19 protein-coding genes are annotated in these 22,498 nt (G+C 46.1%); 11 read left to right on the top strand and 8 right to left on the bottom strand.

Annotation, left to right across the window (positions count from 1 at the left end):
* Positions 1-13: 13 nt before the first annotated feature.
* The 3 genes from GWP43_RS06120 (at position 14) to GWP43_RS06110 (ending at position 5,369) form a co-directional block, all read left to right on the top strand.
* Positions 14-1,015, top strand: a complete 1,002-nt coding sequence (locus GWP43_RS06120; protein WP_162663425.1) for an AAA family ATPase — start codon at positions 14-16, stop codon at positions 1,013-1,015.
* A gap of 15 nt (positions 1,016-1,030) precedes the next feature.
* The gene (gene tkt / locus GWP43_RS06115) at positions 1,031-3,016 is read left to right on the top strand and encodes a transketolase (protein WP_162663424.1); all 1,986 of its coding nucleotides are present in this window, start codon (positions 1,031-1,033) and stop codon (positions 3,014-3,016) included.
* Positions 3,017-3,080: 64 nt separating this feature from the next.
* Complete coding sequence (locus tag GWP43_RS06110; protein WP_162663423.1) at positions 3,081-5,369, top strand: methyl-accepting chemotaxis protein; 2,289 nt, start codon at positions 3,081-3,083, stop codon at positions 5,367-5,369.
* 131 nt (positions 5,370-5,500) lie between these two features.
* Here the strand turns inward: GWP43_RS06110 and GWP43_RS06105 are convergent, their stop codons facing one another.
* Positions 5,501-6,907 carry an MATE family efflux transporter gene (locus GWP43_RS06105; RefSeq protein ID WP_162663422.1) on the bottom strand — a complete coding sequence of 469 codons (1,407 nt, stop codon included), beginning with the start codon at positions 6,905-6,907 and terminating at the stop codon, positions 5,501-5,503.
* Positions 6,908-6,909: 2 nt separating this feature from the next.
* Positions 6,910-7,671, bottom strand: a complete 762-nt coding sequence (locus tag GWP43_RS06100; protein WP_162663421.1) for a hypothetical protein — start codon at positions 7,669-7,671, stop codon at positions 6,910-6,912.
* Between the two features lie 242 nt (positions 7,672-7,913).
* Between GWP43_RS06100 and GWP43_RS06095 the strand changes: the two genes are divergently transcribed.
* Positions 7,914-8,660 carry a copper homeostasis protein CutC gene (locus GWP43_RS06095; protein ID WP_162663420.1) on the top strand — a complete coding sequence of 249 codons (747 nt, stop codon included), beginning with the start codon at positions 7,914-7,916 and terminating at the stop codon, positions 8,658-8,660.
* A gap of 15 nt (positions 8,661-8,675) precedes the next feature.
* Here GWP43_RS06095 and GWP43_RS06090 read toward each other — a convergent pair whose 3' ends face one another.
* The 3 genes from GWP43_RS06090 to GWP43_RS06080 all read right to left on the bottom strand — a co-directional run bounded on the left by GWP43_RS06090 (position 8,676) and on the right by GWP43_RS06080 (position 10,811).
* Positions 8,676-9,239, bottom strand: a complete 564-nt coding sequence (locus tag GWP43_RS06090; RefSeq protein ID WP_162663419.1) for a chromate transporter — start codon at positions 9,237-9,239, stop codon at positions 8,676-8,678.
* Complete coding sequence (locus tag GWP43_RS06085; RefSeq protein WP_203232449.1) at positions 9,236-9,823, bottom strand: chromate transporter; 588 nt, start codon at positions 9,821-9,823, stop codon at positions 9,236-9,238. The genes GWP43_RS06090 and GWP43_RS06085 overlap by 4 nt, the downstream gene beginning before the upstream one ends.
* Before the next feature lie 61 nt (positions 9,824-9,884).
* The gene (locus tag GWP43_RS06080) at positions 9,885-10,811 is read right to left on the bottom strand and encodes a transcriptional regulator (protein WP_162663418.1); all 927 of its coding nucleotides are present in this window, start codon (positions 10,809-10,811) and stop codon (positions 9,885-9,887) included.
* Positions 10,812-10,892: 81 nt separating this feature from the next.
* Here GWP43_RS06080 and GWP43_RS06075 point away from each other — a divergent pair, with 81 nt between their 5' ends.
* The 7 genes from GWP43_RS06075 to GWP43_RS06050 are packed head-to-tail and all read left to right on the top strand — an operon-like array spanning position 10,893 to position 17,772.
* Positions 10,893-11,960 carry a tetratricopeptide repeat protein gene (locus GWP43_RS06075; protein WP_162664767.1) on the top strand — a complete coding sequence of 356 codons (1,068 nt, stop codon included), beginning with the start codon at positions 10,893-10,895 and terminating at the stop codon, positions 11,958-11,960.
* Complete coding sequence (locus GWP43_RS06070; protein WP_162663417.1) at positions 11,957-13,276, top strand: lytic transglycosylase domain-containing protein; 1,320 nt, start codon at positions 11,957-11,959, stop codon at positions 13,274-13,276. The genes GWP43_RS06075 and GWP43_RS06070 overlap by 4 nt, the downstream gene beginning before the upstream one ends.
* Positions 13,277-13,289: 13 nt before the next feature.
* Positions 13,290-13,757, top strand: a complete 468-nt coding sequence (locus tag GWP43_RS14740; protein WP_230978100.1) for a hypothetical protein — start codon at positions 13,290-13,292, stop codon at positions 13,755-13,757.
* On the top strand, positions 13,687-14,607 hold the full coding sequence (locus GWP43_RS06065) for an OmpA family protein (protein WP_230978099.1): 921 nt from the start codon (positions 13,687-13,689) through the stop codon (positions 14,605-14,607). The genes GWP43_RS14740 and GWP43_RS06065 overlap by 71 nt, the downstream gene beginning before the upstream one ends.
* A 13-nt stretch (positions 14,608-14,620) precedes the next feature.
* Positions 14,621-15,034 carry a tetratricopeptide repeat protein gene (locus GWP43_RS06060; protein WP_162663416.1) on the top strand — a complete coding sequence of 138 codons (414 nt, stop codon included), beginning with the start codon at positions 14,621-14,623 and terminating at the stop codon, positions 15,032-15,034.
* Between the two features lie 17 nt (positions 15,035-15,051).
* On the top strand, positions 15,052-16,194 hold the full coding sequence (locus GWP43_RS06055; RefSeq protein WP_162663415.1) for an exo-beta-N-acetylmuramidase NamZ family protein: 1,143 nt from the start codon (positions 15,052-15,054) through the stop codon (positions 16,192-16,194).
* Positions 16,195-16,206: 12 nt separating this feature from the next.
* A complete protein-coding gene (locus tag GWP43_RS06050) occupies positions 16,207-17,772 on the top strand; it encodes a glycoside hydrolase family 3 protein (protein WP_162663414.1) in 1,566 nt (521 codons plus the stop codon).
* Positions 17,773-17,824: 52 nt separating this feature from the next.
* On the opposite strand, the gene GWP43_RS06045 is transcribed toward GWP43_RS06050, so the two are convergent.
* The 3 genes from GWP43_RS06045 to GWP43_RS06035 form a co-directional block, all read right to left on the bottom strand.
* Positions 17,825-19,936: a methyl-accepting chemotaxis protein gene (locus tag GWP43_RS06045; RefSeq protein ID WP_162663413.1), complete on the bottom strand. Its 2,112-nt coding sequence runs from the start codon at positions 19,934-19,936 to the stop codon at positions 17,825-17,827.
* A gap of 352 nt (positions 19,937-20,288) precedes the next feature.
* Positions 20,289-21,338, bottom strand: coding sequence for an ATP-binding cassette domain-containing protein (locus tag GWP43_RS06040; protein WP_162663412.1), 1,050 nt, complete (start codon positions 21,336-21,338; stop codon positions 20,289-20,291).
* A 75-nt stretch (positions 21,339-21,413) separates the two neighbouring features.
* The gene (locus GWP43_RS06035; RefSeq protein WP_162663411.1) at positions 21,414-22,121 is read right to left on the bottom strand and encodes a GTP-binding protein; all 708 of its coding nucleotides are present in this window, start codon (positions 22,119-22,121) and stop codon (positions 21,414-21,416) included.
* Between the last annotated feature and the right edge of the window lie 377 nt (positions 22,122-22,498).

The raw sequence follows: 22,498 nt of genomic DNA, 5'->3' as shown, positions 1-22,498 counted from the left end.
CACTTTCGTTATTATGGAGAGCTTACCAACCGAAGTGCTGCAGCGAGTTGCTGCATTTAAACAACAAATGGCCGTATCCGTCATTGGGCAGGAGCAGCTGATTGATGACATTCTCGTCGCTTATATTGCAGGCGGACACGTGTTATTGGAGGGGGCGCCCGGTCTTGCCAAAACCTTAACGGTACGAACTTTTGCGGAGCTTTCTCAATTAAGTTTTAAACGCATCCAGTTCACGCCCGACTTGCTGCCTGCCGATCTCACCGGAACGCTCATCTTTGATTCTACCGCGCATCGCTTTGCGGTACGAAAGGGGCCGCTTTTTGCGCACGTAGTGCTGGCTGACGAAATAAACCGTGCTCCGGCAAAAGTTCAATCCGCATTGCTCGAAGCGATGGCGGAAGGTCAGGTTACCATCGGAGAAACGAGCTATCCGCTCCCCACACCGTTTTTCGTACTTGCGACCCAGAATCCGATTGAACAGGAAGGCACCTACCCCCTTCCCGAAGCGGAGCTCGACCGCTTCCTGTTTAAACTTTTTGTCCCCTACCCTAAACCGGCAGATGAACTCATCATCATGCTGAAAAGCGAGAATATCACCGCTTCGGTAAAAAAAATGCAAACACCCGAAACCGAAGCAATTCTTTCCGTCGATATGCTCCATACCATCCGCAAAAGCGCCGAAGCCGTCCGCTGTACTGAAGGTTTACACGAATACATTATTTCACTGGTTACGGCAACCCGTCCCATTATCGAAAAACGGGAAGAGCTGCCCCGCGGCAGTTACCTCAGCTATATCACCGTTGGAGCCTCTCCCCGCGCGAGCATCGCCCTCTACCGGTGCTCAAAGATACGGGCATTTTTAAACGGACGCGACTACGTTCTTCCAGAAGACATAAAAACTCTCGCCTACCCTATTCTGCGCCACCGCTTAAAACTTTCGTATGAAGCGAGCGCGGAAAATATCAGTGCAGATGAAATTATCGCCGAGCTGCTCGAACTTATTCCGCAGCCGTAACATATTGGAGGAACTATGAATAAAGAACTTGACGCCGTAGCGCTTTCGATACGGAGCCTTTCAATCGATGCAATCGAAAAAGCCAATTCCGGCCATCCCGGGCTTCCGCTCGGAGCCGCCGAACTCGCAGCGGTGCTGTATGCAAAAATTTTACGGCATAATCCGAAAAATCCCCAATGGGTAGACCGCGACCGGTTCATCTTGTCGGCGGGGCACGGGTCTATGCTCCTGTATGCCGCGCTGCATCTTGCCGGTTACGATCTTTCGCTTGACGATATCCGCTCATTCCGGCAGATCGGTTCCCGCTGTGCAGGGCATCCCGAATACGGCCTCACCCCCGGCGTTGAAGCCACCACCGAGCCGCTCGGTCAGGGCATTTCTACCGCAGTCGGTATGGCGATTGCCGAAGCGATGCTGGCAGCGCGGTTCAATACCGAAGAGTACCGCATTGTCGATCACTACACCTACGCGCTGGTGGGAGAAGGTTGTTTAATGGAAGGCGTTTCTTCCGAAGCATCGAGCCTTGCCGGTACGCTGAAACTCGGTAAGCTCATTGTATACTATGATAAAAACAATATTACGATAGACGGTTCAACCGATATCGCCTTTACCGAAGATGTTACAAAGCGGTACGAGGCTTACGGTTGGCAGGTGCTGCACGGTTCGATGTATTCTTACAGCGATATAGAAAAGCTCACTGCGGAGGCAAAAAAAGATCCCCGTCCCTCGCTCATCATACTCGATTCGGTGATCGGAAAGGGAGCGCCCGCCGTTGAGGGAACCGCCGCCGCACACGGAGCGCCGCTCGGTCAAGAGAAGCTGGCGCAGGCAAAGAAGACGTTGGGGCTTGATCCTGCAAAGCAGTTCTTTGTTGCCCCCGAAGCCTACCGTTATTTTGAAGAGCGGCAAAAGGAGTTTGCTCAAGCGGAAGCGGACTGGAATAGCCGCTTTGCCGCATGGAGCGCCGCCTATCCCGAACAGCGCAAAGAATGGGATCGCAGCTTTGTACAAGGCGGCATCGATCAAGCCGTACTCGACGGTGTTACCGATCCTGTCTTTAAAAAAGATGAAATGATTGCGACGCGGGCGGCTTCTAAAACCGCACTGAACGCTTTTGCAAAGGCATTCCCGAATCTCGTCGGCGGTTCGGCGGACTTGCAGGGGCCGAATGCGGTTGCCTTGCAGGATGCCCAATCCTTTACCGCAGCAACGCCGCAGGGACGATACATCCACTTCGGTATCAGAGAATTCGCGATGGCAACGATTACCAACGGTATTCAGCTGCACGGAGGTTTCCGCGCCTTCTGCGCAACCTTTGCCGTGTTCTCCGACTATCTGCGTCCGGCGCTCCGGCTCGCGGCGCTGATGCGCATCCCTTCTATTTTTGTATTAACCCACGACTCCATCTTTGTCGGCGAAGACGGCCCGACCCATCAACCGGTGGAAACACTCGCAAGCCTCCGCGCCATTCCTAATCTACTGGTACTCCGCCCTGCCGATGCGGAAGAAACCGCCGTCGCATGGAGAATCGCGCTTGAGCAGAAAGACCGGCCGGTCTGTTTAATACTGAGCCGCCAGAATCTGCCCATACTGGAAAAAGCCGAACCTCAGTGGAAAGCTCTGATGAAAGCCGCCGGCAGCTATATCGTAAAAGACACGATCGGTACGCCCGATGTAACGATACTTGCAACCGGTTCCGAGGTTAGCCTCGCCTGCGAAGCCGCAGAACTCGCCGCTCCGAAAAAAGTACGGGTTGTTTCCGTTCCGTCGAAAGAGCTGCTGGATGCACAAGCATCTTCCTGTAAAGCGCAGCTAGTCGGTAACAACGGCCGTGTAATGGTTGCGGAAGCCGGAGTTAAACAAGGCTGGGAAGGCTGGGTACAGTCGCCGGAGAAAGATATTTTCTCGATAGAACGTTTCGGCGAATCGGGACCCGCAAAAAAAGTTGCAGAGCATCTCGGATTTACCGCCCAAGCGCTTGCCGCCCGTATCAAAGAATAGAAACAAAGGATTACTAAGGCTGCCCGCTTTATGCAGCCTCGGTAAATTTAAAAGGAGAGAGACAATGAAACATATAAAAAGACTTACAGCGTTTTTAATCTTGAGTATATGCTTTGCCCCCGTGTTTCCCCAAACCATTCAGAACGGGGTACTCGATCTCCGCGGGAATAACTTCAACAGCGCTAAAACTATTGCGATAAGCGGTAAGATGGGATTCTATAATCGTCAGCTACTTTCTTCACCGGAAGATGTGCGTAACCCTGCAGTATTTATCGAATGTCCTAAAGAATGGAGCGCAACCGTTTTATCCGACGGAACAAAGATGTCCGCTTTCGGATACGGTACCTATACGCTGCAGATTTTATTACCGGAACGACACCCAGAATTGGCAATACAAATTCCTTCTCCGGTTTCAGCATGGAGTCTCTATGTGAATGGAGAATTACAAGACCATTCAGGACGAGTTGGAGCTTCACGAGAAGCATCGATCCGTGGCGAAGCAGATATTCTCTATTATATTCCAAAAGACATCACTGAAGTATTCCTTGCCATTCAAGTTTCAAACTTTTTTCATTCGCGCGGAGGTATTTACCAAACCATTAGATTTTCGACAAAGGCAAAAGTCGACAGCGCCAATTTTGCATTTCTCTTTATTGAGATCTTTGTTTTCGGTTTTGGTGCAGCAATTATCCTGTATCACCTTGCGCTCTATCTATTTCAACCGGATAATAAAAGTATCCTATGGTTCGTATTCTTCAGCATCCTTGTTGTTCTCCGCAACATGGTAAAGGGTCCGGTCTTTAGAATCCTTTTTTCTTCTTTACCGTGGAGTATTGATACTAAAATCGACTACCTTACCTTTGCACTGCTCGGTTTTTCCGTAGTCGGTTATTTTGCTACGCTCTATCCAAAAGATACTCATAAAATTATTAACCGTATCATTATGATCGAAGCGTTGACATACACCGCCTTTATTTGTGTAACACCGTCTTATATATACGGAAAACTCATACAAGTTCACCAATTCGTGATTGTCATGATTATCGTGTATGTCATTTATTTGATCATCAAGCTGCTTATGCGTAAACGGGAAGGGGCGATATTTATTATCGTCGGTATCGTTGCGTTAATATTATTTACTGTCAATGATTTACTTTATAGTATGCTGATTATTTCTACAGGCAACCTTCTGCCTTTCGGTTTTTCCGCATTTTTATTAGCGCAGGCATTCGGTTTTGCATGGAAAACACATATTTACAATCGTCAAAGCGAGGAGATAAAAATACAACTGTCGGATTCAAACAAACAAAAAACACTTTTATTTAATGAAATCAGAAACACTAGCGATAAGCTACAACAACAAGAAACGGTTCTGTCACAAAACATGGATGGAGCAGAAAAGGCAATGCAGGCCTTATCAATTCAAGTGCAAACGTTAAGATCCGAAATGTCCGAACAAAGTAATCAGCTTCGGAGTACGCAAAACGCAACCGACAGCTTTAACGCTTTCTTGAATACGATGCGCCAAGGAATTGAACGGCAATCCGATGCGGCGGAAGAAACGGTAACACAAATTAAACAGTTGAATAATGCTACTAACGGACTAACGGAAAAGTTCAACGAAATAAATCATAACTTTTCTTACATCCGTGAAGCAAGTGATGCCGGTAAACATCATTTAATAACGGTTACGGATATTATCAATGCGATTTACGAAAGTTCGGAAAGCCTGCTGGAAACAAACCAAATTATTACCGCTATCGCAGAGCAAACGAATTTATTGGCTATGAATGCGGCAATAGAATCTGCCCATGCCGGAGAAGCGGGAAAAGGATTTGCCGTTGTTGCCGATGAGATACGAAAACTTGCAGAAAACTCTGCGTATGAAGCTGATAATACCGGTAAGATTTTAAAGCATATCAATAAAAGCATTAAAGACTCTGCAGAAGCTTCGGATGTGTTGCGAAAAAGCTTTGACAATATCAATACACAGGTCAATAACTTCCAGACGATATTAGGAGATATTTCATCATTTTTAAAAGACGTCGATATACAGGCAGAAAAAATGAACAGCGCTATGCAATCGCTGGCTGATCAATCCGTTGATGTTCAAGAGGAACAAACCGAGGTATCTGAACTAAGAAACAAAATCAATGAAAGTTTTACCAGCTTATTGCAAGCAACCGAAAAAGTACATACGGAAATAGCGGCTATGTTCACAAATATCAAAAGTTTAAATGATGCAGTTGAGACAACACGCGGAGTAGAAGCCGAAACGAGCGAATCAATCGGTACGCTCAATGCACTGATTACACACACTGATCATCTGCAAAATATAAAAACCAATGAATAAATAGCTGAAACGAATCAACAACCCCGACGCAAGCGTCGGGGTACAGTGCTCAACGTTTCGCACTGTGTGTTCTATAAGGTGGTTGCAGTCGGCTTTAATACCCTTTCTCCCAAAAGCCGTACCGGACTTCATCATTTTACCCAGCGAGTTGCACCCGTTCTTAACAGTCGGAATTCACGTTTAATTAAAATGAGGATCGGAATTGCCGTTACCAGTTCGATAAACAACGTACCGTAGTACACACCGCGGACGCCGGTGAAACGAGGCAAAAGCAGCATAACGGGAACATACAGTACGACCTGCTGCATAAGAGCAATTACAGAGCTACTAAGGCCTTTGTTGATTGCGGGGAAAAAACTCAGTGTTAAAAAAGTAAGCGGCATCACAGGCAGCAGTGCCATAAAGATCCTAATTTGTATGCTATTCTCTGTAGTAATCAGGGCACGGTTCATCATAACACCGGCAGCTACTTCGGGCATGGTAAGTGCAAAAATCCAAAAGGGAAGTACGAGAATAAAAGCAGCCATTAAAAAACATTTAAATACTGCAATAACCCGCTCAGATCGTCCTGCTCCGAAATTAATACCGATGATAGGAGGCATCGCAATCATGAGTCCTGCAAGAGGTTGTATGACAAAACTGAACAGGCGGGTAACTACACCGTAAAAACCAATATCGTGAGCAGAGCCATAGCGGGCAATAACGTTCAATACCAACATACTTTGCAGCACCATCATAATTTGCATAATAAAAGAAGATAACCCCATTCGAATAATCGTACTGACAATATCTTTGTCCAACCTGATTGCGCATGCTCGCTGCAACAAAGAAACAGATATCCTGTCGCCCGCGGAATCCGCATCTCGCTGCACCAATGGGGAATGAATAATATACAGCATACAGATCAACGCCTGCACGATCATACCGATGTTCGTACCGATTGCAGCCCCCTTAATGCCCTGCTTAAGCAAAACCATCAACACATAGTTTGAAAGCCCATTTACCGCCAAACCTATCGCCATAATGACGGCAGCGGTTTTCATTTTGCCTTCAGCGCGAATCAGCGTATTGAGCGCAACAGCATATATCCAAGGAAGTGCACCCCATAAAAGGGTCCGGTAATACACATCGCCGAGCACAAGTTCATTTCCCCTGCCACCCATCGCAAAAAGCAGCGGCTGAGAAAAACGAAATCCCAACAGCATTACCGCTGCCGAAGCGATAAGCACCAGCGCATTCGCATTCCCTAATAACCGCCGCCGAATATCGGTATCTTCCGCGCCGATCGCAATACTTAATAGGGAACCCGCTCCCGTTCCGATCAGGAGCCCGAAGCCGGTAAGCGCAATTACCGGCGGCAGCGCAATGGAAATACCTGCAAGCGAGCCTTCTTCAGCAAAGCGCCCGACAAATATTCCGTCAAGCACATTGTTCGCTCCAAGCAGGAACATCGCAATAACTGCCGGCCATGAAAAATCTATTAAAATCTTCCAGAGATTATCGTTTAAAATTTGTGTCCGTTGTTTTTCCGTTTCCATGTTTACTCCTGCGCACTGCTTGTTTGGGGCAAGTACTTGCTTGCCATGTGCAGCTGGTAGTTAATGACCAGTTTACAATAGAGAATTGAAGAAATATATGCATTACACGTTAAAAAGATAACCCGTGCTAATGACGGTGTATACTGCGGATTGTCCATAATAGTAAAACCGGCATAAAAGGCGGTGGCAAACAGTATGAGAAAAAACGGAAGAACGACAAAAAAATTTTTCCGGAATATAGCCTTACTTTCGGCAATAATGAGCTTCATCTTCATGCTCTCTTTTTTATAAACCAAAATAGTCGGTACAAATACTAACCGGCTGAACCAGTATAACAGAAATATAAAGACCAACCCTCTGCCTACCCAATCCATATCGGAGAATGCGGCAGATGCTTCCGGTCGTACCGAACGGAGAATCATCATAACCGCAGTAACCGGTATGATGATAATAATCAACTGAATAAAATAGATAAAATAGAGGCGTAGAATTACGGCAAAAATGGAATTGAAAACGACATTCCCTATCTGTTGTTTTATATATGCGCGTTGGAAATAGATAATAGCGGCTGTTTGCAAAACAGCTACGGCAAGAATTAAAAGAGTTATAAGAGAGTTTACAGCCTGATTTGAACTGTTAAACAGAGACAGCGCATTTGAAACAACTGCCAAACCTATATAGGCAAGAGTATAGTTGATAAACGGTTTCCCCAGAAGTCTCATATCGGATACGATCGATCGGATAAGATTGATGAATTGTTTCATACCGGTTTTCCTTCTATTGTCTTCTTGGGCACCTCTAAAACCTGAAGTTTTTAGAAGTTCCCACTTAACGGTTTTGCTATCATAATCAATATCCGATGTTTTTACAACGAAATAATATATTTTTTAAGAAAGACCGGAGAAATACACAGGGATTCCGCATTATAAATATTTTAAGCGATTTCCTGCTTTACTGTGCGAAATACATCGTTGACCTTTCATAAGGGGTATCCTATAATTATGGAATGAAAAGCACTATTACCATTGAAATTTGCGCAGGCTCGCTCGATGATGCAATTGCAGCCGAAAAAGCCGGCGCCGCAAGAATTGAATTGAATTCTTCATTGTTTTTGGGAGGGCTAACCCCCTCGCTCGGCACCCTTCTCCTCGTTAAAAAAGAGACCAACCTCAAAGTGATGACGATGGTTCGCCCCCGCGCTGCAGGTTTTTTGTACACCGCATCCGAATTTAAGACAATGAAAGAAGATGCAAAACTGTTTATCGACAACGGAGCTGACGGTATCGTATTCGGATTTTTAAAAAAGAATGGAACGATAGACGAAAAGCGGTGCGAAGCGCTCATCAAAATTGCAGGCGATAAAGAAAAGGTATTCCACCGTGCTATCGATGTCGTACCCGATCCCTTTAAAACGCTCGATATTTTGATTGATCTCGGCTTTACCCGCGTGCTCACCAGCGGACAGGAACCGACCGCCTACGAAGGCATGGAACTGATCGCTGCGATGGTTAAGCACGCAAAAGGCCGCATAGAAATTCTACCCGGTGGCGGCATTACAAAGAAAAATGCGGCGAAGCTCGTAAAAGGTACCGGCGTCAATCAGATCCACTTTGCAGCGTTAAAAGCCGTTGCCGAACCTTCGACGGCAAAGAACCCCGCCATCTACTACGGCGGCGCCCTTTACCCGCCCGAAGACCGGTTTGAAACCGCCGACCTCGGCGCAATGTCCGAAATTATCGGCACCGTAAAATAAGCGCCGAATTGTTTTTTAAAACAATACAAGGCCGACAACAGCTCCGGCAAGAATTAAAAAGATGGGATGCAGCCGCTTAAACAGTATTTGTACAAGCAAGAAAAGGCAAAAGACGGCTGCAGCTTTCCAGTCAACCAATTCCGTCCATTGTCGCGAAGCGTGAAAGGCGGGCAATGTAAATACTGCAACCGCAAGCACGTTCCATGCGGCAGCGGCAATCATCCCCGCAGCTCCCGCCCGCAGCCCATACATGGTGTTCTTAACCGGCGCCGCATTTTGAAACGATTGGGCAAAGCGGGCAATTAACACAATGACAATCAGCGACGGCAGCACAATCCCTGTTGTCAACACAAGGCTGCCCCAAATACCATACAGCTCGTACCCGATATAGGTCGCCATGTTAATACCGATCGGACCCGGCGTCGACTCCGAAACGGCTATCATTGCAATAAACTGTTCCGAACTGATAATTGAGCGGGCTACCAACTCCTGCTGCATCAAACTGACGGCAACCAGTCCGCCGCCGATGGTCGAAAGGCCGATATACATAAAAAGGAAAAATAAACCGAGCAAACTCATTCTTTATCCTCCTTACGGCGACCGGAAGCTCTTTTGCCGTTTCGGATAATCTGTGCACAAAACCCGATAATACCCGCGGCAAGCACTATCAAGATACCGGAAATATTCCACACGGACATCGCGAGAAAGGCACCGACGGCAATCCCTGCGGTAACAAAGTCCGTAATAATCTTTTTGCCGAAAGTAAAAACCGCACGGGCAAGCAGGGCTGCTACAGCGACATAAACGCCTTTCATCGCGCGTTGTATCCATACAATATCGGAAAAGCGAGAGATGGAACCGGCTATCAGCGTAATGACAATCCACGAAGGACACACAATCCCTATCGTGCTTACAATCGCCCCCGAAAGACCGGCACGTTTATACCCGCAGAACGTCGCAACATTCACCGCAATAATTCCCGGCGTACACTGCCCTATCGCAAAGTAATTCAGAATTTCTTCCTCAGTTAGCCACTGCTTCGATTCTACCAATTCCCTTTGCAGCATCGGCAGCATACTCATGCCGCCTCCGAAGGTAAAAAGCCCTATCTTAAAAAAAGCCATGAACAACTGCACATACCGCATCAATCCGTCTTTTATCATCAATCTGCCTTCCCTGCCTTTACAGAAAACCGCAAGCAATGCGGCGATTACCCCACCGTTGCTATTTTTTTAAAAGCTTCAAAACTTTTGCTTTAAACTTTGAAAACACCGAAGGTTCTTGAAACTTGGCCGTTTTCTCTAATGCAACAAAATCCAACGCAGCTTCATCAAGACTGAAATCGTTACCGTTCTTTTGCTTGAGCCTATCCCAATGCTTGACAATCCAGACATAAATATCGCTCTTCGTCCGGTCTTTAAAATCGGAAAGCAGCGTATATTTGTCTATCACAGCGATAACCGGAAGATACACCGTTTTATACCAAGAAACCAGCGCATCGTTAAAGTCGATTTCGGTATGCTGCTGCTCGTTCATATAATACTTATGTACAAGGATATGATTATAGATAACATCGTAGCGGCCGGTTGCGGTAAAGTCCAAATCCCAATAATCGGTTAGATCGCCGAAATGTGTTTCGTTGTAAAACACCCGTTTCTCGTAACGGATAACCGCATCGAGCAGCGTGTCCAGCCTGACATCCGGCGGCAGCTGCACCTCGCTTTGCAGCGAGATCACTTCGGCATCGATAAACTCAACGCCCTGCGTCTTCGCCACCGACACACGGTGATTCCCGTCACGCACAAAGTACAACCCGCCAAGTTCGTACAGCTGAATGGGCGGCAAAACAATGTCGGATAAATGAGCCTGATCGATATTCACCCACCGCTGCTTCAATTCATTTGAACGGGGTAAAAAATGATTGTCAAAATCGTTATAACGTCCCTCGCTGCCGACTATTTTTTTAATCGGAACAGTTTTGAGCCCGATGTATACCTCATTCTTAGGTTTTAAAATTTTTTTTACGTCGTTTAAGGAAAGGAGCCGTTTTTTATCGGGATGCATAATATTCTGCATCTCATTGATCCATGCTTTATTGCGTGCTCTGGAAAAATCTTCTTGTGCCTGAAATCTGAAAGCATCCGATTGCATAGTAGTGATATAATGGTAGTAAATAAAAAACGGACTGTCAAGGCAAGCGGAGTCTTGTCAATATACACTGACTGTGATAGTATGCCTCCCGTGGTACGGTTTAAAAAGTCTCTGTTCGGTTGTTTTATATTGTACATCTGTGCTCTATTGTGTTCTTGTTCTCACAACCGATTCGATTATCTGTATACCGGTTTACGTGAACATCGCAAAGAACAGAAAACCTTGGTAGAATTATTGGAAAAAGAACAGAAGCCTCAAATACGGTTCGCCCTCATCGATAAGATTGCCTCTCATTTGCAAACTGAACATAAAATAAAATCACTGACAGTATTCCTGCAATCCGTTATTGACGAAGAACCGGACAATCCGTATAATGCCTACTTTCTTTTACGGCTCGCGGCAGCATATCGAGAATTCCAAGAAGATACCATTGCTGCATATTATTTTGAATACATCGTTCAAAATTATTCCGATATGGTTGTAAACGGACAATCAATCCACCTACTTTGTTTGAAAAATCTAATCGAGCTCGTCGGTACTGCCAGAAAATCGATTGTTTATTATTCGCGGCTTTTAACCGATTTTTATAATGAGTTTGATCCTGCACAAGCATATTTTATGCTCGCGCAGGCTTATGAAAAACAAGGGGAATGGCGGCTTGCAATCCAAGCTTATACGCAATTTTTAAATCTGCACCGGTTTGATGTTATTATTCCGGGAATTCCCGACAGCTACGGCTATGCGCGTAAAATTGTCGATTACAGTACGTCGACAAAGAGCTGGACGTTCAATACACTTGACGATCTCGTAAAGACCATCAAGACCGCGATCCGCTCACGAGATTATGCGACATTGGAACGGTGTCGCTCAAAGGTGAACTTCTTCGCAATGTCGTGGAAACAAGAGTTATCCGATACGCAGCAGCAGCCTGATACGAATCTAAAGGACTTTATGTACGGCAGCGCTATCAGTATTGCCTCCGAGTTGGATCCGTCCTCCACGCCTTACGAAGCTTATTTAAGGACTTCCGGTTGGAACCAATACGTCCGTACATGGTACCTCTACTTTAGGAAAATCAATTTCCCTGCCGATCCGACAATTCATGGCCGCTGGGAATGGGCAGGTATTTATTATGGAGAAAAAGTTTGAGCATACATTTTACCGATAAAAAACCACAGATAAAGTACTTCTGCGTCGGCATCATAGCAGGGGCGCTGTATATTCACCCTATCTATGCAAATATCCAATCAAAACCGCCTGTTTCGGACACAGAGTTATATGTAAATAAACAACTTCTCAAAAACTTTCAAAGCAACACATTTTTACACAGTACCCTCATTCCTCACGATCATCCATTAATCGAAAAATTTCGTAAGCAGTATATGAGTACCGATGGCTATAACTACCTTTCAAAAATAATGAAGCGTTCCGCTCCGTACCGGGATTTCATTATCGAGCTGTTAGAAACCGAAAATATGCCTGCCGAACTACTGTTTCTCCCCGTCATAGAATCGGGTTTTTTTGAAACAGCTACGTCGAAATCGGGTGCCGTCGGGATTTGGCAGTTTATGAAGAACAGTATCGGCGGATACAACATTCATATTGACGATTGGGTTGATGAACGGCGCGATCCGTGGAAAGCGAGCATCGCTGCGGTAAAAAAGCTCAAGTGGAACTACAGCCAATTCAACGACTGGCCACTTGCACTTGCCGCCTATAACAGCGGAGCGGGAACGATACGCACAGCTATCAAAAAGGCGGGTAAGGCGGACTACTGGTACCTTGCAGAGCACGGTTATTTAAAAAAAGAAACGCTCTATTATGTACCGAAATTTCTCGCCATTGCAGAAATACTTTCTCGCAGTGAAGAACTGAACATCGATTGGGGAAATACCGAAGACCACCCGCCTACTTCCACGATAGAAATCAAACGGGCAATCGATGTGCGGTTACTCGCAGAGGAACTCGGCCTTGACTCCGAAACTATTAGGAAACTTAATCCTTCACTCCGTTACTTTATCACCCCGCCGAGTATCAAATATCAGCTCCGTCTTCCGTCGGCATACACGGAGGCTGCACAAACAGTACTCAATCAATCCGATAAACTGCTGATAAAATACTATCAATACCGTATTAAATCAGGCGACACGCTCTATGCCCTCGCAAACCACTACGGGGTGAGCATCCAAAGTATTTTAAACTACAACACAGGCCTTAAACCCGAAACACTGAAAATAGGAAAGACTATCCTTATTCCTGCATTAAAGTCGGTTGGAACATATTCGGGCAAGAACATCGTACAGGCGGGAAATTTCGACGGTACGCACACCATCCGACAGGGCGACACACTGTGGTCACTCGCGCTGAAATATTCGGTTTCAGTCGAACTTCTAGCCCAGAAAAATAATCTGTCGGTAAATAGTGTCCTCAAGTTAGGGAATACCCTAAAAGTGCCGATACTATGACGAGGACATATCTATGAAACATTCAGTCTCCCTTACCGTTTTCGTTCTATGTGCTTTGGCATTCTGCTACGGCTATCCATCAGGGATGGAATCCCAAACAGTACAAAACTGGGAAACCGCTCAAGTAGATTCAAAGATTACAATAGATTTAAATAAAAGCGGACTGTACCTGCCGACCGATAGAAATGCGGCAATACGGCTTATCCAACAAAACCGTTCTTCGCTCTTAAAGAATGCTTACCTTTCCATATTGGTGGATTCTTCCCACAGGATCGGTAACTATCTGGCGGAAGAAAAAATTTCCTTCACCGACATCAATACCGTCATTAATAACGGAAAAAGTACGGCACCTATTCTCTCGCAAGAATTACAGACGGCTATTATCTATCATCAAAATCCTTTGCAGGAACTTGCCAATCTTTTTTGTAAAACACAATGCGCCGTATACCCCTTCATTTTTTCCCTTCGGTACGGCGAGTAAGGTATATACCGGTATTTTAATCGACGCTCGTGGACAACTGCCCGTACACGGTGAGTATTCCAGCGAACAACTCAATCCTTGTTTATTCCCCAAAATATGGAATAAAAACATGAACCTGATTTATGAGAAAAACATCGTAGACCCCGATCAGGCAAAAAAGCACAGCATTGTTTTGTATACAGGGACACTTGATGAAAGCGAATATCGAGATAGAATAGGTACGGAGCCATTAAGGATTATTGCACGCGGTGTATTCGGCGATAACCGTACCGATCCGATTATCAGCAATGAAGATGCAGAACGGATCCTTGCAAAAAAAAAAGAAAATATCGAACTGCTCCGCCAAGGGAAGATCGTTATTGTATGCGATAAAGATACCTTGCAGGTCTCTCCGACATATCCGCTTGTGGATGAACAGTTCTATTTTATGTATCATGATATAGAAAAATTCTTCTTAGACCGCGAACCGGAAAGTATCAGCGTCAAAGCACCTGAAAATGTTATCAAAATTACTATGCACGATGAGATACTATTCGTAGCGGATTCGGCAGAAATTCTTCCGGACGAAACAGATCGCCTTAATATAATTGCAGAAGCGTTGAAAAAAGTCGGACCAAACACACACTTCTTAATTGAAGGGCATACTGCTGACCTTAATCGCCCTGAAGGGCAACGCATCCTATCTTTGCAACGAGCTGATAAAATTGCTGAAGAGCTTGCAAAACGCGGCATTGAGGCAAATAGAATGCAAACCGCCGGATACGGAGCAACGCGTCCCATTGCACCAAACGACACCGCTGAAAACAGAGCAAAAAACCGCCGCGTCGAAATTACTATTCTGCGCGACTAACAGGAGTTGATATATGAAAATAAAAAGTATTGCATCTCTTGGATGCATGATTATGGTATTCGGTCTTTTTGCGTGTATGACTGTTCCTAAGGAATCAGAAATACCGGAAGAAGCAACAGCAGCAGATTTAACACAAAAAGCGCAAGAAGCCTTCGATTCCGGTAACTATCGCGCTGCACGTGTCTATTATGAGACTATCCTAAAACGCTTTGCCGATGATGACAGCGCGTGCATCGCCGCTCAATACGAAATCGCACACTTGCACATCAAACGACATCAGTGGAAAGATGCTCACGCTATGCTCGAAAAGATTATCGCACAATATGAAGGACCGATGGCAATACATTTACCGCCCGACTACTATAAGCTGGCAAAAATCGACTATGCCCGTGCTGCAGAAAAGCTCGGCACTAAGGCAAAACAGTAAGTTATACCAGTTTTACTATGGTTCTAAATGGAATAGACCGGATACATAACTTCGATTTCCTCTTTAAAGGGAAAAAGCTCGGTGTTATCACTTCGCTGTCCGGTCTTTCTAAAGATTTTACCCCTTCATGGAAAATACTTGCCGAACGGTACACAGTACGCGCCCTCTTCGCGCCGGAACACGGGCTTTATGGCTGTGAGAACGCCGGCACAGTGTGGGATAGCGAAAACAAATCGATTGCCGGTATGCCGCTCTACAGTCTCTACCGGCAAGACGGGCAAGATTTCAAACCTGACACGCTGACCGATATCGATACCTTAGTGTACGACATTCAGGATGTCGGCGCCCGATTTTATACCTACATTTCTACATTGATACTTGCTATGCGAGCTGCTTCGATGCACGGCAAAACCGTTATCGTTCTCGATCGACCTAACCCACTCGGCGGCGTTAAAGTAGAAGGTAACATCGTTAAAAAAAGTTTTGAAAGTTTTATCGGCATGTACCCGCTTTGCATCCGCTACGGTTTAACCGCCGCCGAACTTGCACGAATGGTACATACGGAAGAACAGCTGTGCTGCCCGCTGCACATTGTGCCGATGGAACACTGGCACCGCGATATGCTTTTTACCGAAACCGGCCGCGTGTGGATTCCCCCCTTCCCCAACCTGCCGCACTTTGACAATACGCTTGCCTATCCGGGTACCGCGCTATTTGAAGGAACCAATGTATCCGAAGGCAGAGGTACGGCGAATCCGTTTGCCCTTATCGGCGCTCCGTACATAGAAGCGGAAAAACTTGCCGATACGATGAATGCCGCAGGGCTGCGCGGTGTGCATTTTTTACCTGCCCGTTTTACTCCTTTCGCATCAAAGTATGCAGATTTGCCATGCTACGGCGTACAGCTCCTTATTACCGACCACAAAGCCTTCGAGCCGGTTAAAACGGGCATAACGCTCCTGTTTGCCGTTAAGACCGCCTACCCCGATGATTTCAGGTTTTTGGCCCCTGTGGAGGGGAACGTTTCAGTGTCGATAGACCGGCTCGGTGGAGACAGCCTATTGCGGACAGCCTCTTCCGCAGCCGAAGTGTGCAGCATATTTGAAAAAGAAGCGGAAGCTTTTTACCGGCATATCAGGCCGTTTTTTATCTACTCGTAGGAGGGAACAGCGATGAACAGCACAATGTTAACCGAATATATCGGACAGATGTTTGCCTGCGGTTTTCCGGGAACGGAGATGCCGGAAGACTTTATCGCATTGGTAAAAAAATACAAGGTTGGTAATGTCATCCTCTTTAAGCATAACATTACAAGCCTCGCACAACTCAAGACGCTCTGCACAGATATACAAACTTTGATTACCACTGAAACCGGACACCCTGCCTTCATCACGATTGACCAAGAAGGAGGCGCTGTTTCACGGCTTGCCGAAGACTACTATAACGTACCGGGCGCAATGGCGCTGGCGGCGACCGGCGATGAACTGAACGCCTACACCGCCGGTAAAATCACGGGAGAAATTCTCCATGCCCACGGCGTAAACTTCGACTTGGCGCCGGTGCTGGATGTTAATTCCAATCCGCGTAATCCGGTTATCGGAGTACGCAGCTACGGAGATGATCCTACCCTTGTCGGCCGCTATGGGCTGCAGACGGTACGGGGTCTTACCGCAGGAGGAGTACTCAGCGCTGCAAAGCATTTTCCCGGGCACGGCGATACATCAGTCGATTCACACCTCACGTTACCGACTGTCCATAAATCGAAAGCGGAACTGGAACAGATGGAAATCGCACCCTTTGCACACGTCATCAAATCAGGGCTGCTTCCCGCGGTTACCATCTCGCATATTCTCTTTCCCGCCATCGATGAGCAATTCCCTGCAACCATCTCGAAAAAAATTGTAACAGATTTATTAAAAGAAAAGCTCGGATTTAACGGGTTGGTTATCAGTGACTGTATGGAGATGAAGGCGATGCAAACGTACTTCGGCACCGCGGAAAGCGCTGCGGCGGCAATCAATGCGGGTATCGAACTGATTTTTATCTCCCACACCATACCGACCGCCTGCGCCGCTATCGAAACGGTAACGCGCGCCTGTGCGGACAAACAGATTTCTGCAGCAACCATCGAACAGGCAGCCGAAAAGATTATCGGTTTAAAAAAGCAATTCAAACCCGCACAGCCGCTGCCGGAAAAAACGATGGAAGAATATCGAAAAACCATTGCAAGTCTCCGGCGCAAAACGCTGACGGGCTATCATCTTCCCGAAAGTGGATTTCCCAACCTCGGCAGTAAACCGTTTTTTGCCGGCCCGCAGCCGTTCATTGTTACCAATGTGTCAAACGATGTCGATAATTCAATCAGCTTTGCGCGCTCCATGCAAACCGCATTCGGCGGCGTCGGTATCGATACGTCGATCGACCCCGACGATACGGAAATAACACGCATAGTCGCACAGGCGAAATCGGCTACCGGTATCGCCGCAGCAAGCTACAACGGACACGTCAAACAGGGACAGCTCAAATTGATCCAAGCCCTTGCCCGCCTGCACAAACCGATGATTGCCGTTGCCCTACGCAATCCCTACGACCTCGGTTGCCTGCCCGATAACGTCTGCGGCCTTGCCGCCTATGAATACAGCAACGCAGCGCTATCCTGTATCACCGAGATGCTCAAAACGAATGCAAAACCGGAAGGACATTTCAGCGTTGCTATCCCGGAGATTGTGCTTGAATAAGATACTAAACTTCTTATACCATAAAGTCATAATTCGTAAACTAAATGAAAAGCTAGACTTTGAACTTTCCGACCTCACTCGCCAATACCTTAATGCTTTGCGTATTCTTCTGTGTAATCTCGTTTACTTCCTGCACGGCATTATTAATTTGTGCTGCGCCTGAGGCCATTTCATTCATACCGTCAGTTATAACACGTGTCAGATTATCCAATTTACGCATTTCTTCCGCAACACCTTCTCCGCCTTTCAACATCTCTTCTGCCCCGAACTGGACTTCGGTCGTTACCGTATTGATGTTTTTAATAGCATCCAGTACTTCATTGCTGCCATTTGCCTGCTCGCGCATCGCTTCAGTAAGCCGGTCGCTCATCTCTTTTACTTGGGCGGCAAGGGTAAAAATAGCATTGAATTTTCCTTCTACTGTTTTAGAAGATACTGAAAGTGTTTCTATTTCGCTGCTGAGTATTTTAAGTGTTGTCGTAATGTTTTTCCCCTGTACGGCAGAATCCTCCGCTAATTTGCGGATTTCATCGGCGACAACGGCAAAACCTTTTCCTGCTTCCCCCGCATGGGCGGCTTCAATAGCAGCATTCATTGCAAGTAAATTCGTTTGTGATGCGATGTGCTGAATAACACTCGACGCTTCCATAAGTGATCCGGATTCTTCCGCTATCTTCTGTGTTACTGTATTGGATGTAACCAACGTTGCCTTTCCATCTCCCGTTGCAGATACAAGATCTTTCACGATTGTATCTGACTTATTGAGCGTCTGACTGATCGAGGTAATATTCGCAACCATTTGCTCAACTGACGACGAAGACTGCGCAACGCTTGCAGACTGCGTTTCGATGCTGCTGCTCAACTGCTTAATGGTACGGATAATCTCTTCTACCGTAGCGGCAGTTTCGGTAACACTCGCAGCTTGAGTCAGAACCTGTTGTTGAATACCGTCTATGTTTGCACTGATCTCGTTGATCGAACTTGCGGTCTCCGACATATTCGAAGCAAGTTCAGTACCGATCTCTTCCATAATATTACTATTAGTGCCGATAGATTTTATTGTAACGCTGATTTTCTCTATTGTTTCATTAAAATATTCAGATAAATCCGTTACTTCGTCATTACCGCTTACAACCATACGAACCGTCAAATCGCCTTCACCCTGCGCAATATCCTTCAGCGCCGCAACAAGTTTTTGGATTGGTTTTACGATACTACGTGCAACAAAGTAAACGACCCCCAGTGCAGAAATAAAAATAACTAACCAGATAAGATCCATCACTAAACTCATGTCATTTACCGAACTCATAAGTTGACTATACGGAGCAGTCATAATGACTGTCCAGCCGGACAGCTTACTCTTAGCATAGGAAGAAATTACAGAAGTACCATCGCTGTCATAATACCCGATACCCGGGGCTTGCGCCTGTAGCGCTTGTTGTTCAAATGATGCAAGCGGCGCTTGGGTCGGATCTGTTTTTGCTTCCTCATAGGCATTATATTGATCTTCGACAAAACGTATGTCTTTATCCGCAATGGTATTTCCCGTTAAACCGAGTATATAGCAATAACCGCTTTTTCCCAAAACAATATCTTTAATGATTTCTGATAAGAGATTGGCTCCTACTGCCGCACTTAATACACCAACAACTTCATTGTTATCGCCGATAATAGGAACGGCATAGACAATCTGCATTATATCTGAGACGCGGGATATACGCGGTTCCGCGACAAAACTTTTTCCCGATGAAGCAGCTAGAAACCAATCTTCGTCGCCGACATAAATTGGTCTCCTATCATTTGCTCTATAAAGATTTCCCTGTAAATCAGTCACGCTAAAATAGTCAACCCTTGTGTTATGCTCCGCTTCATACACAAGACTCTGTGCTTTTTGGTAATATGAAAAAGAAGTATCTCTAAGAGATGGCATACGGGCAACTCCCTCAACAAATTGAAGAGTCGCTTGTATTCTGCCGTCGATAATTTCTGCGACATCAGCGGCCTTATCTATTAAATGGGTTTCAATTTTTTCCGTTACAGCCTTACGCGCAATGAGAATTGCAAGGAAGACCTCAACACTGGAACCTCCTAAAATTAACAGCCCAAAAATCAGCATCAATCTTTTTCTTAACGAAAAACGCTTTTTCTTTAGCTTATTCCCCATACGTCCATCTCCTATTACATTGAGCTCGGCTACTTCAGGAGCCGATATCTGTCAAGCATCTCAAAAACTTCACTTTTAAGAGATGCCCATAACGACTCCTAACAGAGCCGTGCTGCCGGTTTCTATCGGTTTCAACGACTGAAACCGGAACGGCATAATTCGACAATTCTGAAATAGCAAAGCAAGGTTATTGTTTTCTTTACCTTACAGAGGAACTTATTTCTATAACTGATTTTACATAGGCAGTGTAAATTATATAGATTCTAGTTGGATTAGTCCATCCCTTTGTAAATGCAGCTCTTGAGAAGCCGTCGCATAGGATATCTACAAAGCTAATTTTTTTAGAATTTACCTACAACCGCTCACCCGCACGCAGCTTAGCCCGCATCGTTTGGATCTTTGCATCCATCGCTTCAAGCTCATGTAACAGTCCTTTCTCGTGATCGGAAGTTTCGATGACCGCATGGATACCGCCGTTTTTAATGACAATACGTTTATCGGCATAGAGCGCAAGCGCCGGATCGTGAGTAGCCATCAATACGATTTTATCGTTCGATACCAAAAGCTGCAAAGCCTTTTTCCGGTCGATGCCCGCGTTTTCAATTTCGTCTATCAGAACGATTGGAGATGAACTTAAAATGGCGGTATCGGCAATCATTAACGCCCGGGACTGCCCGCCGCTCAGCGCGGTAATCGGTGTATCCAGCCGGAATTGCTCCCCTGCCAGTTTATTTGCCGCTTCGATAATCCGCTGGACAGCGCCTTCCGTATTTTTAACCAAACGGCTTTCCGCATGGAGTTCGATAAACTCCCGCACGGAAAGATCCATTACAAAATTCATGTTCTGAGAAAGCTGCGCAACCAATTTGTTGTTAATCGAAAACCGGATTGCTTTATCGGGTACTTCGCCGTTGATAAGTATTGCGCGACCGGTAGGCGTGTCTTTTTGCGCCGTCCATTCGATATCGGCAAGCAGCCGCGACTTACCGGAACCGGTCGGCCCGACAATCGAAATAATCTGGGACGGATACAATACAAGGTCTTCAAAGTTTTCCGGCTCGCCGGATTTATTCGTGCCGGGCAGTATCGTAAGACTCTGCACACTCCGAACATCATCCCCATTTAAAAACTGTTCCATTTGAATGATGTATTCAAAGAACGCGTGGGATAAAGCTTCTTTATCGAGTGCATAATCTTCACACTGCTCTTCGGAAAGGCTTTGTAGAAAAGAGTCAAAAGTGCGCTGCGCATTGTCCAGAATGTGCAGCTCCGTCAATCGGTTTTCTGCAAAAAAATCTTCAATAAAAGGATATTCCGCAAGGAGTGTTTCTATTGTTTTTTTTGAAAGTTCTGTTCGCTTCTCGGCGGTGCCGTGTATTTCAAAATCGGTATCTGCGGTCATAGTGTTCCCCCATAAAATTTGTGCAAGATATTTTGGGCATCTCTAAAAACTCGGTTGGCTTTTTAGAGGTTCCCTTTAACGATTTGTTTGAGACTCGGCAATCTTCATCTTACGGATGTTGCCCATCTGGAAATTTTCGCCGACCCGCGTTTCACCCAAGCAATAGGAACACAGCGCCGCGGGCATCGGGAAGCGGAGCTCCATTCCCTGTACCGTCGAAATATCTTTATCGGGACTGAACAGCAACGTGCTCAGTTCAAAGGCCCCCTGCCCCGTCAGACCGTTTACCTGCATAATAACCGCCCGCGGATTAACGGTGTTGACACGGGCGCAAAACACTTCGCGTTCGGCTTGCGACACGATATCGCCCTTTGTGATGACGACAATATCCGCCGCTTTTAAGAGCGGACCGATTTTTTTCGGCGTATTGATACCCGACAAATTATCGATAACGCAGATACCGAGGATATTCTTAATGTACGGAGAACAGCGGTTGCACAGGCCTGCGGATTCCGTTATCAGAAGGTCGAATTGTTCTTTGACACCCCATTGTACCACCTCTTCGATATTGGAAACAAAGAAGTGATCGGGGCAGAGCGAGCCGGAAATACCTTTTTGAACGGGAATACCGGCCTTTTCGTACAACACATCGTCGTCGGTGTAGAGGCAGTCAAATTTCACCACTCCGGCACGAAGTCCTTGCGTGCGTAGTGCCTCAATTGTCTTTAAAATAACGCTTGTTTTGCCCGAAGACGGCGGGCCGGAAACGATCAAAAGATTCATAGTGTTGCAACTATATCATACCGAGTTGGAACAGGCGGTAACATCCGGTACGGAACGACCTTTTAAAAATATGCAAGCATCTGCGTTGTCGCATCGCCAAAACTATACATCCTTGTATAGTTTTGACTGTGAGTTTCGCATACAGACGAAACTCACTACTGGTTAATACAAGCGGCGTCCATGCCGCTACTGCAAACAGTCCTCGACGTATCAGAACCGCCACGGACGGCGGTGGTTCTATGCAGTAGCACGTTTGCATTGCAAACGTGTAGGTAAACAATGTACAAGGACGTATATTGTTTACCGTGCCTGCGGGTGTTTTTTGTACGCTCCTAGCATCTGCTCTACCTATTTTCAAAAGGCTAACGGAATGGCTA

Source organism: Treponema vincentii (genome assembly GCF_010365865.1).
Taxonomy (GTDB): Bacteria; Spirochaetota; Spirochaetia; order Treponematales; family Treponemataceae; genus Treponema.
This window is presented reverse-complemented; position numbering and strand designations above follow the sequence as displayed.

Bases quoted from the DNA above. Each gene is read 5' to 3' on its own strand.
- GWP43_RS06090 (WP_162663419.1), bottom strand. From the start codon at position 9,239: ATGAGTTTGCTCGGTTTATTTTTCCTTTTTATGTATATCGGCCTTTCG.
- GWP43_RS06105 (WP_162663422.1), bottom strand. From the start codon at position 6,907: ATGGAAACGGAAAAACAACGGACACAAATTTTAAACGATAATCTCTGG.
- GWP43_RS06060 (WP_162663416.1), top strand. From the start codon at position 14,621: ATGAAAATAAAAAGTATTGCATCTCTTGGATGCATGATTATGGTATTC.
- GWP43_RS06085 (WP_203232449.1), bottom strand. From the start codon at position 9,823: ATGATAAAAGACGGATTGATGCGGTATGTGCAGTTGTTCATGGCTTTT.
- GWP43_RS06110 (WP_162663423.1), top strand. From the start codon at position 3,081: ATGAAACATATAAAAAGACTTACAGCGTTTTTAATCTTGAGTATATGC.
- GWP43_RS06075 (WP_162664767.1), top strand. From the start codon at position 10,893: ATGCCTCCCGTGGTACGGTTTAAAAAGTCTCTGTTCGGTTGTTTTATA.
- GWP43_RS06045 (WP_162663413.1), bottom strand. From the start codon at position 19,936: ATGGGGAATAAGCTAAAGAAAAAGCGTTTTTCGTTAAGAAAAAGATTG.
- GWP43_RS06120 (WP_162663425.1), top strand. From the start codon at position 14: ATGGAGAGCTTACCAACCGAAGTGCTGCAGCGAGTTGCTGCATTTAAA.
- GWP43_RS06040 (WP_162663412.1), bottom strand. From the start codon at position 21,338: ATGACCGCAGATACCGATTTTGAAATACACGGCACCGCCGAGAAGCGA.
- GWP43_RS06035 (WP_162663411.1), bottom strand. From the start codon at position 22,121: ATGAATCTTTTGATCGTTTCCGGCCCGCCGTCTTCGGGCAAAACAAGC.
- tkt (WP_162663424.1), top strand. From the start codon at position 1,031: ATGAATAAAGAACTTGACGCCGTAGCGCTTTCGATACGGAGCCTTTCA.
- GWP43_RS06080 (WP_162663418.1), bottom strand. From the start codon at position 10,811: ATGCAATCGGATGCTTTCAGATTTCAGGCACAAGAAGATTTTTCCAGA.
- GWP43_RS14740 (WP_230978100.1), top strand. From the start codon at position 13,290: ATGAAACATTCAGTCTCCCTTACCGTTTTCGTTCTATGTGCTTTGGCA.
- GWP43_RS06100 (WP_162663421.1), bottom strand. From the start codon at position 7,671: ATGAAACAATTCATCAATCTTATCCGATCGATCGTATCCGATATGAGA.
- GWP43_RS06055 (WP_162663415.1), top strand. From the start codon at position 15,052: ATGGTTCTAAATGGAATAGACCGGATACATAACTTCGATTTCCTCTTT.
- GWP43_RS06050 (WP_162663414.1), top strand. From the start codon at position 16,207: ATGAACAGCACAATGTTAACCGAATATATCGGACAGATGTTTGCCTGC.
- GWP43_RS06095 (WP_162663420.1), top strand. From the start codon at position 7,914: ATGAAAAGCACTATTACCATTGAAATTTGCGCAGGCTCGCTCGATGAT.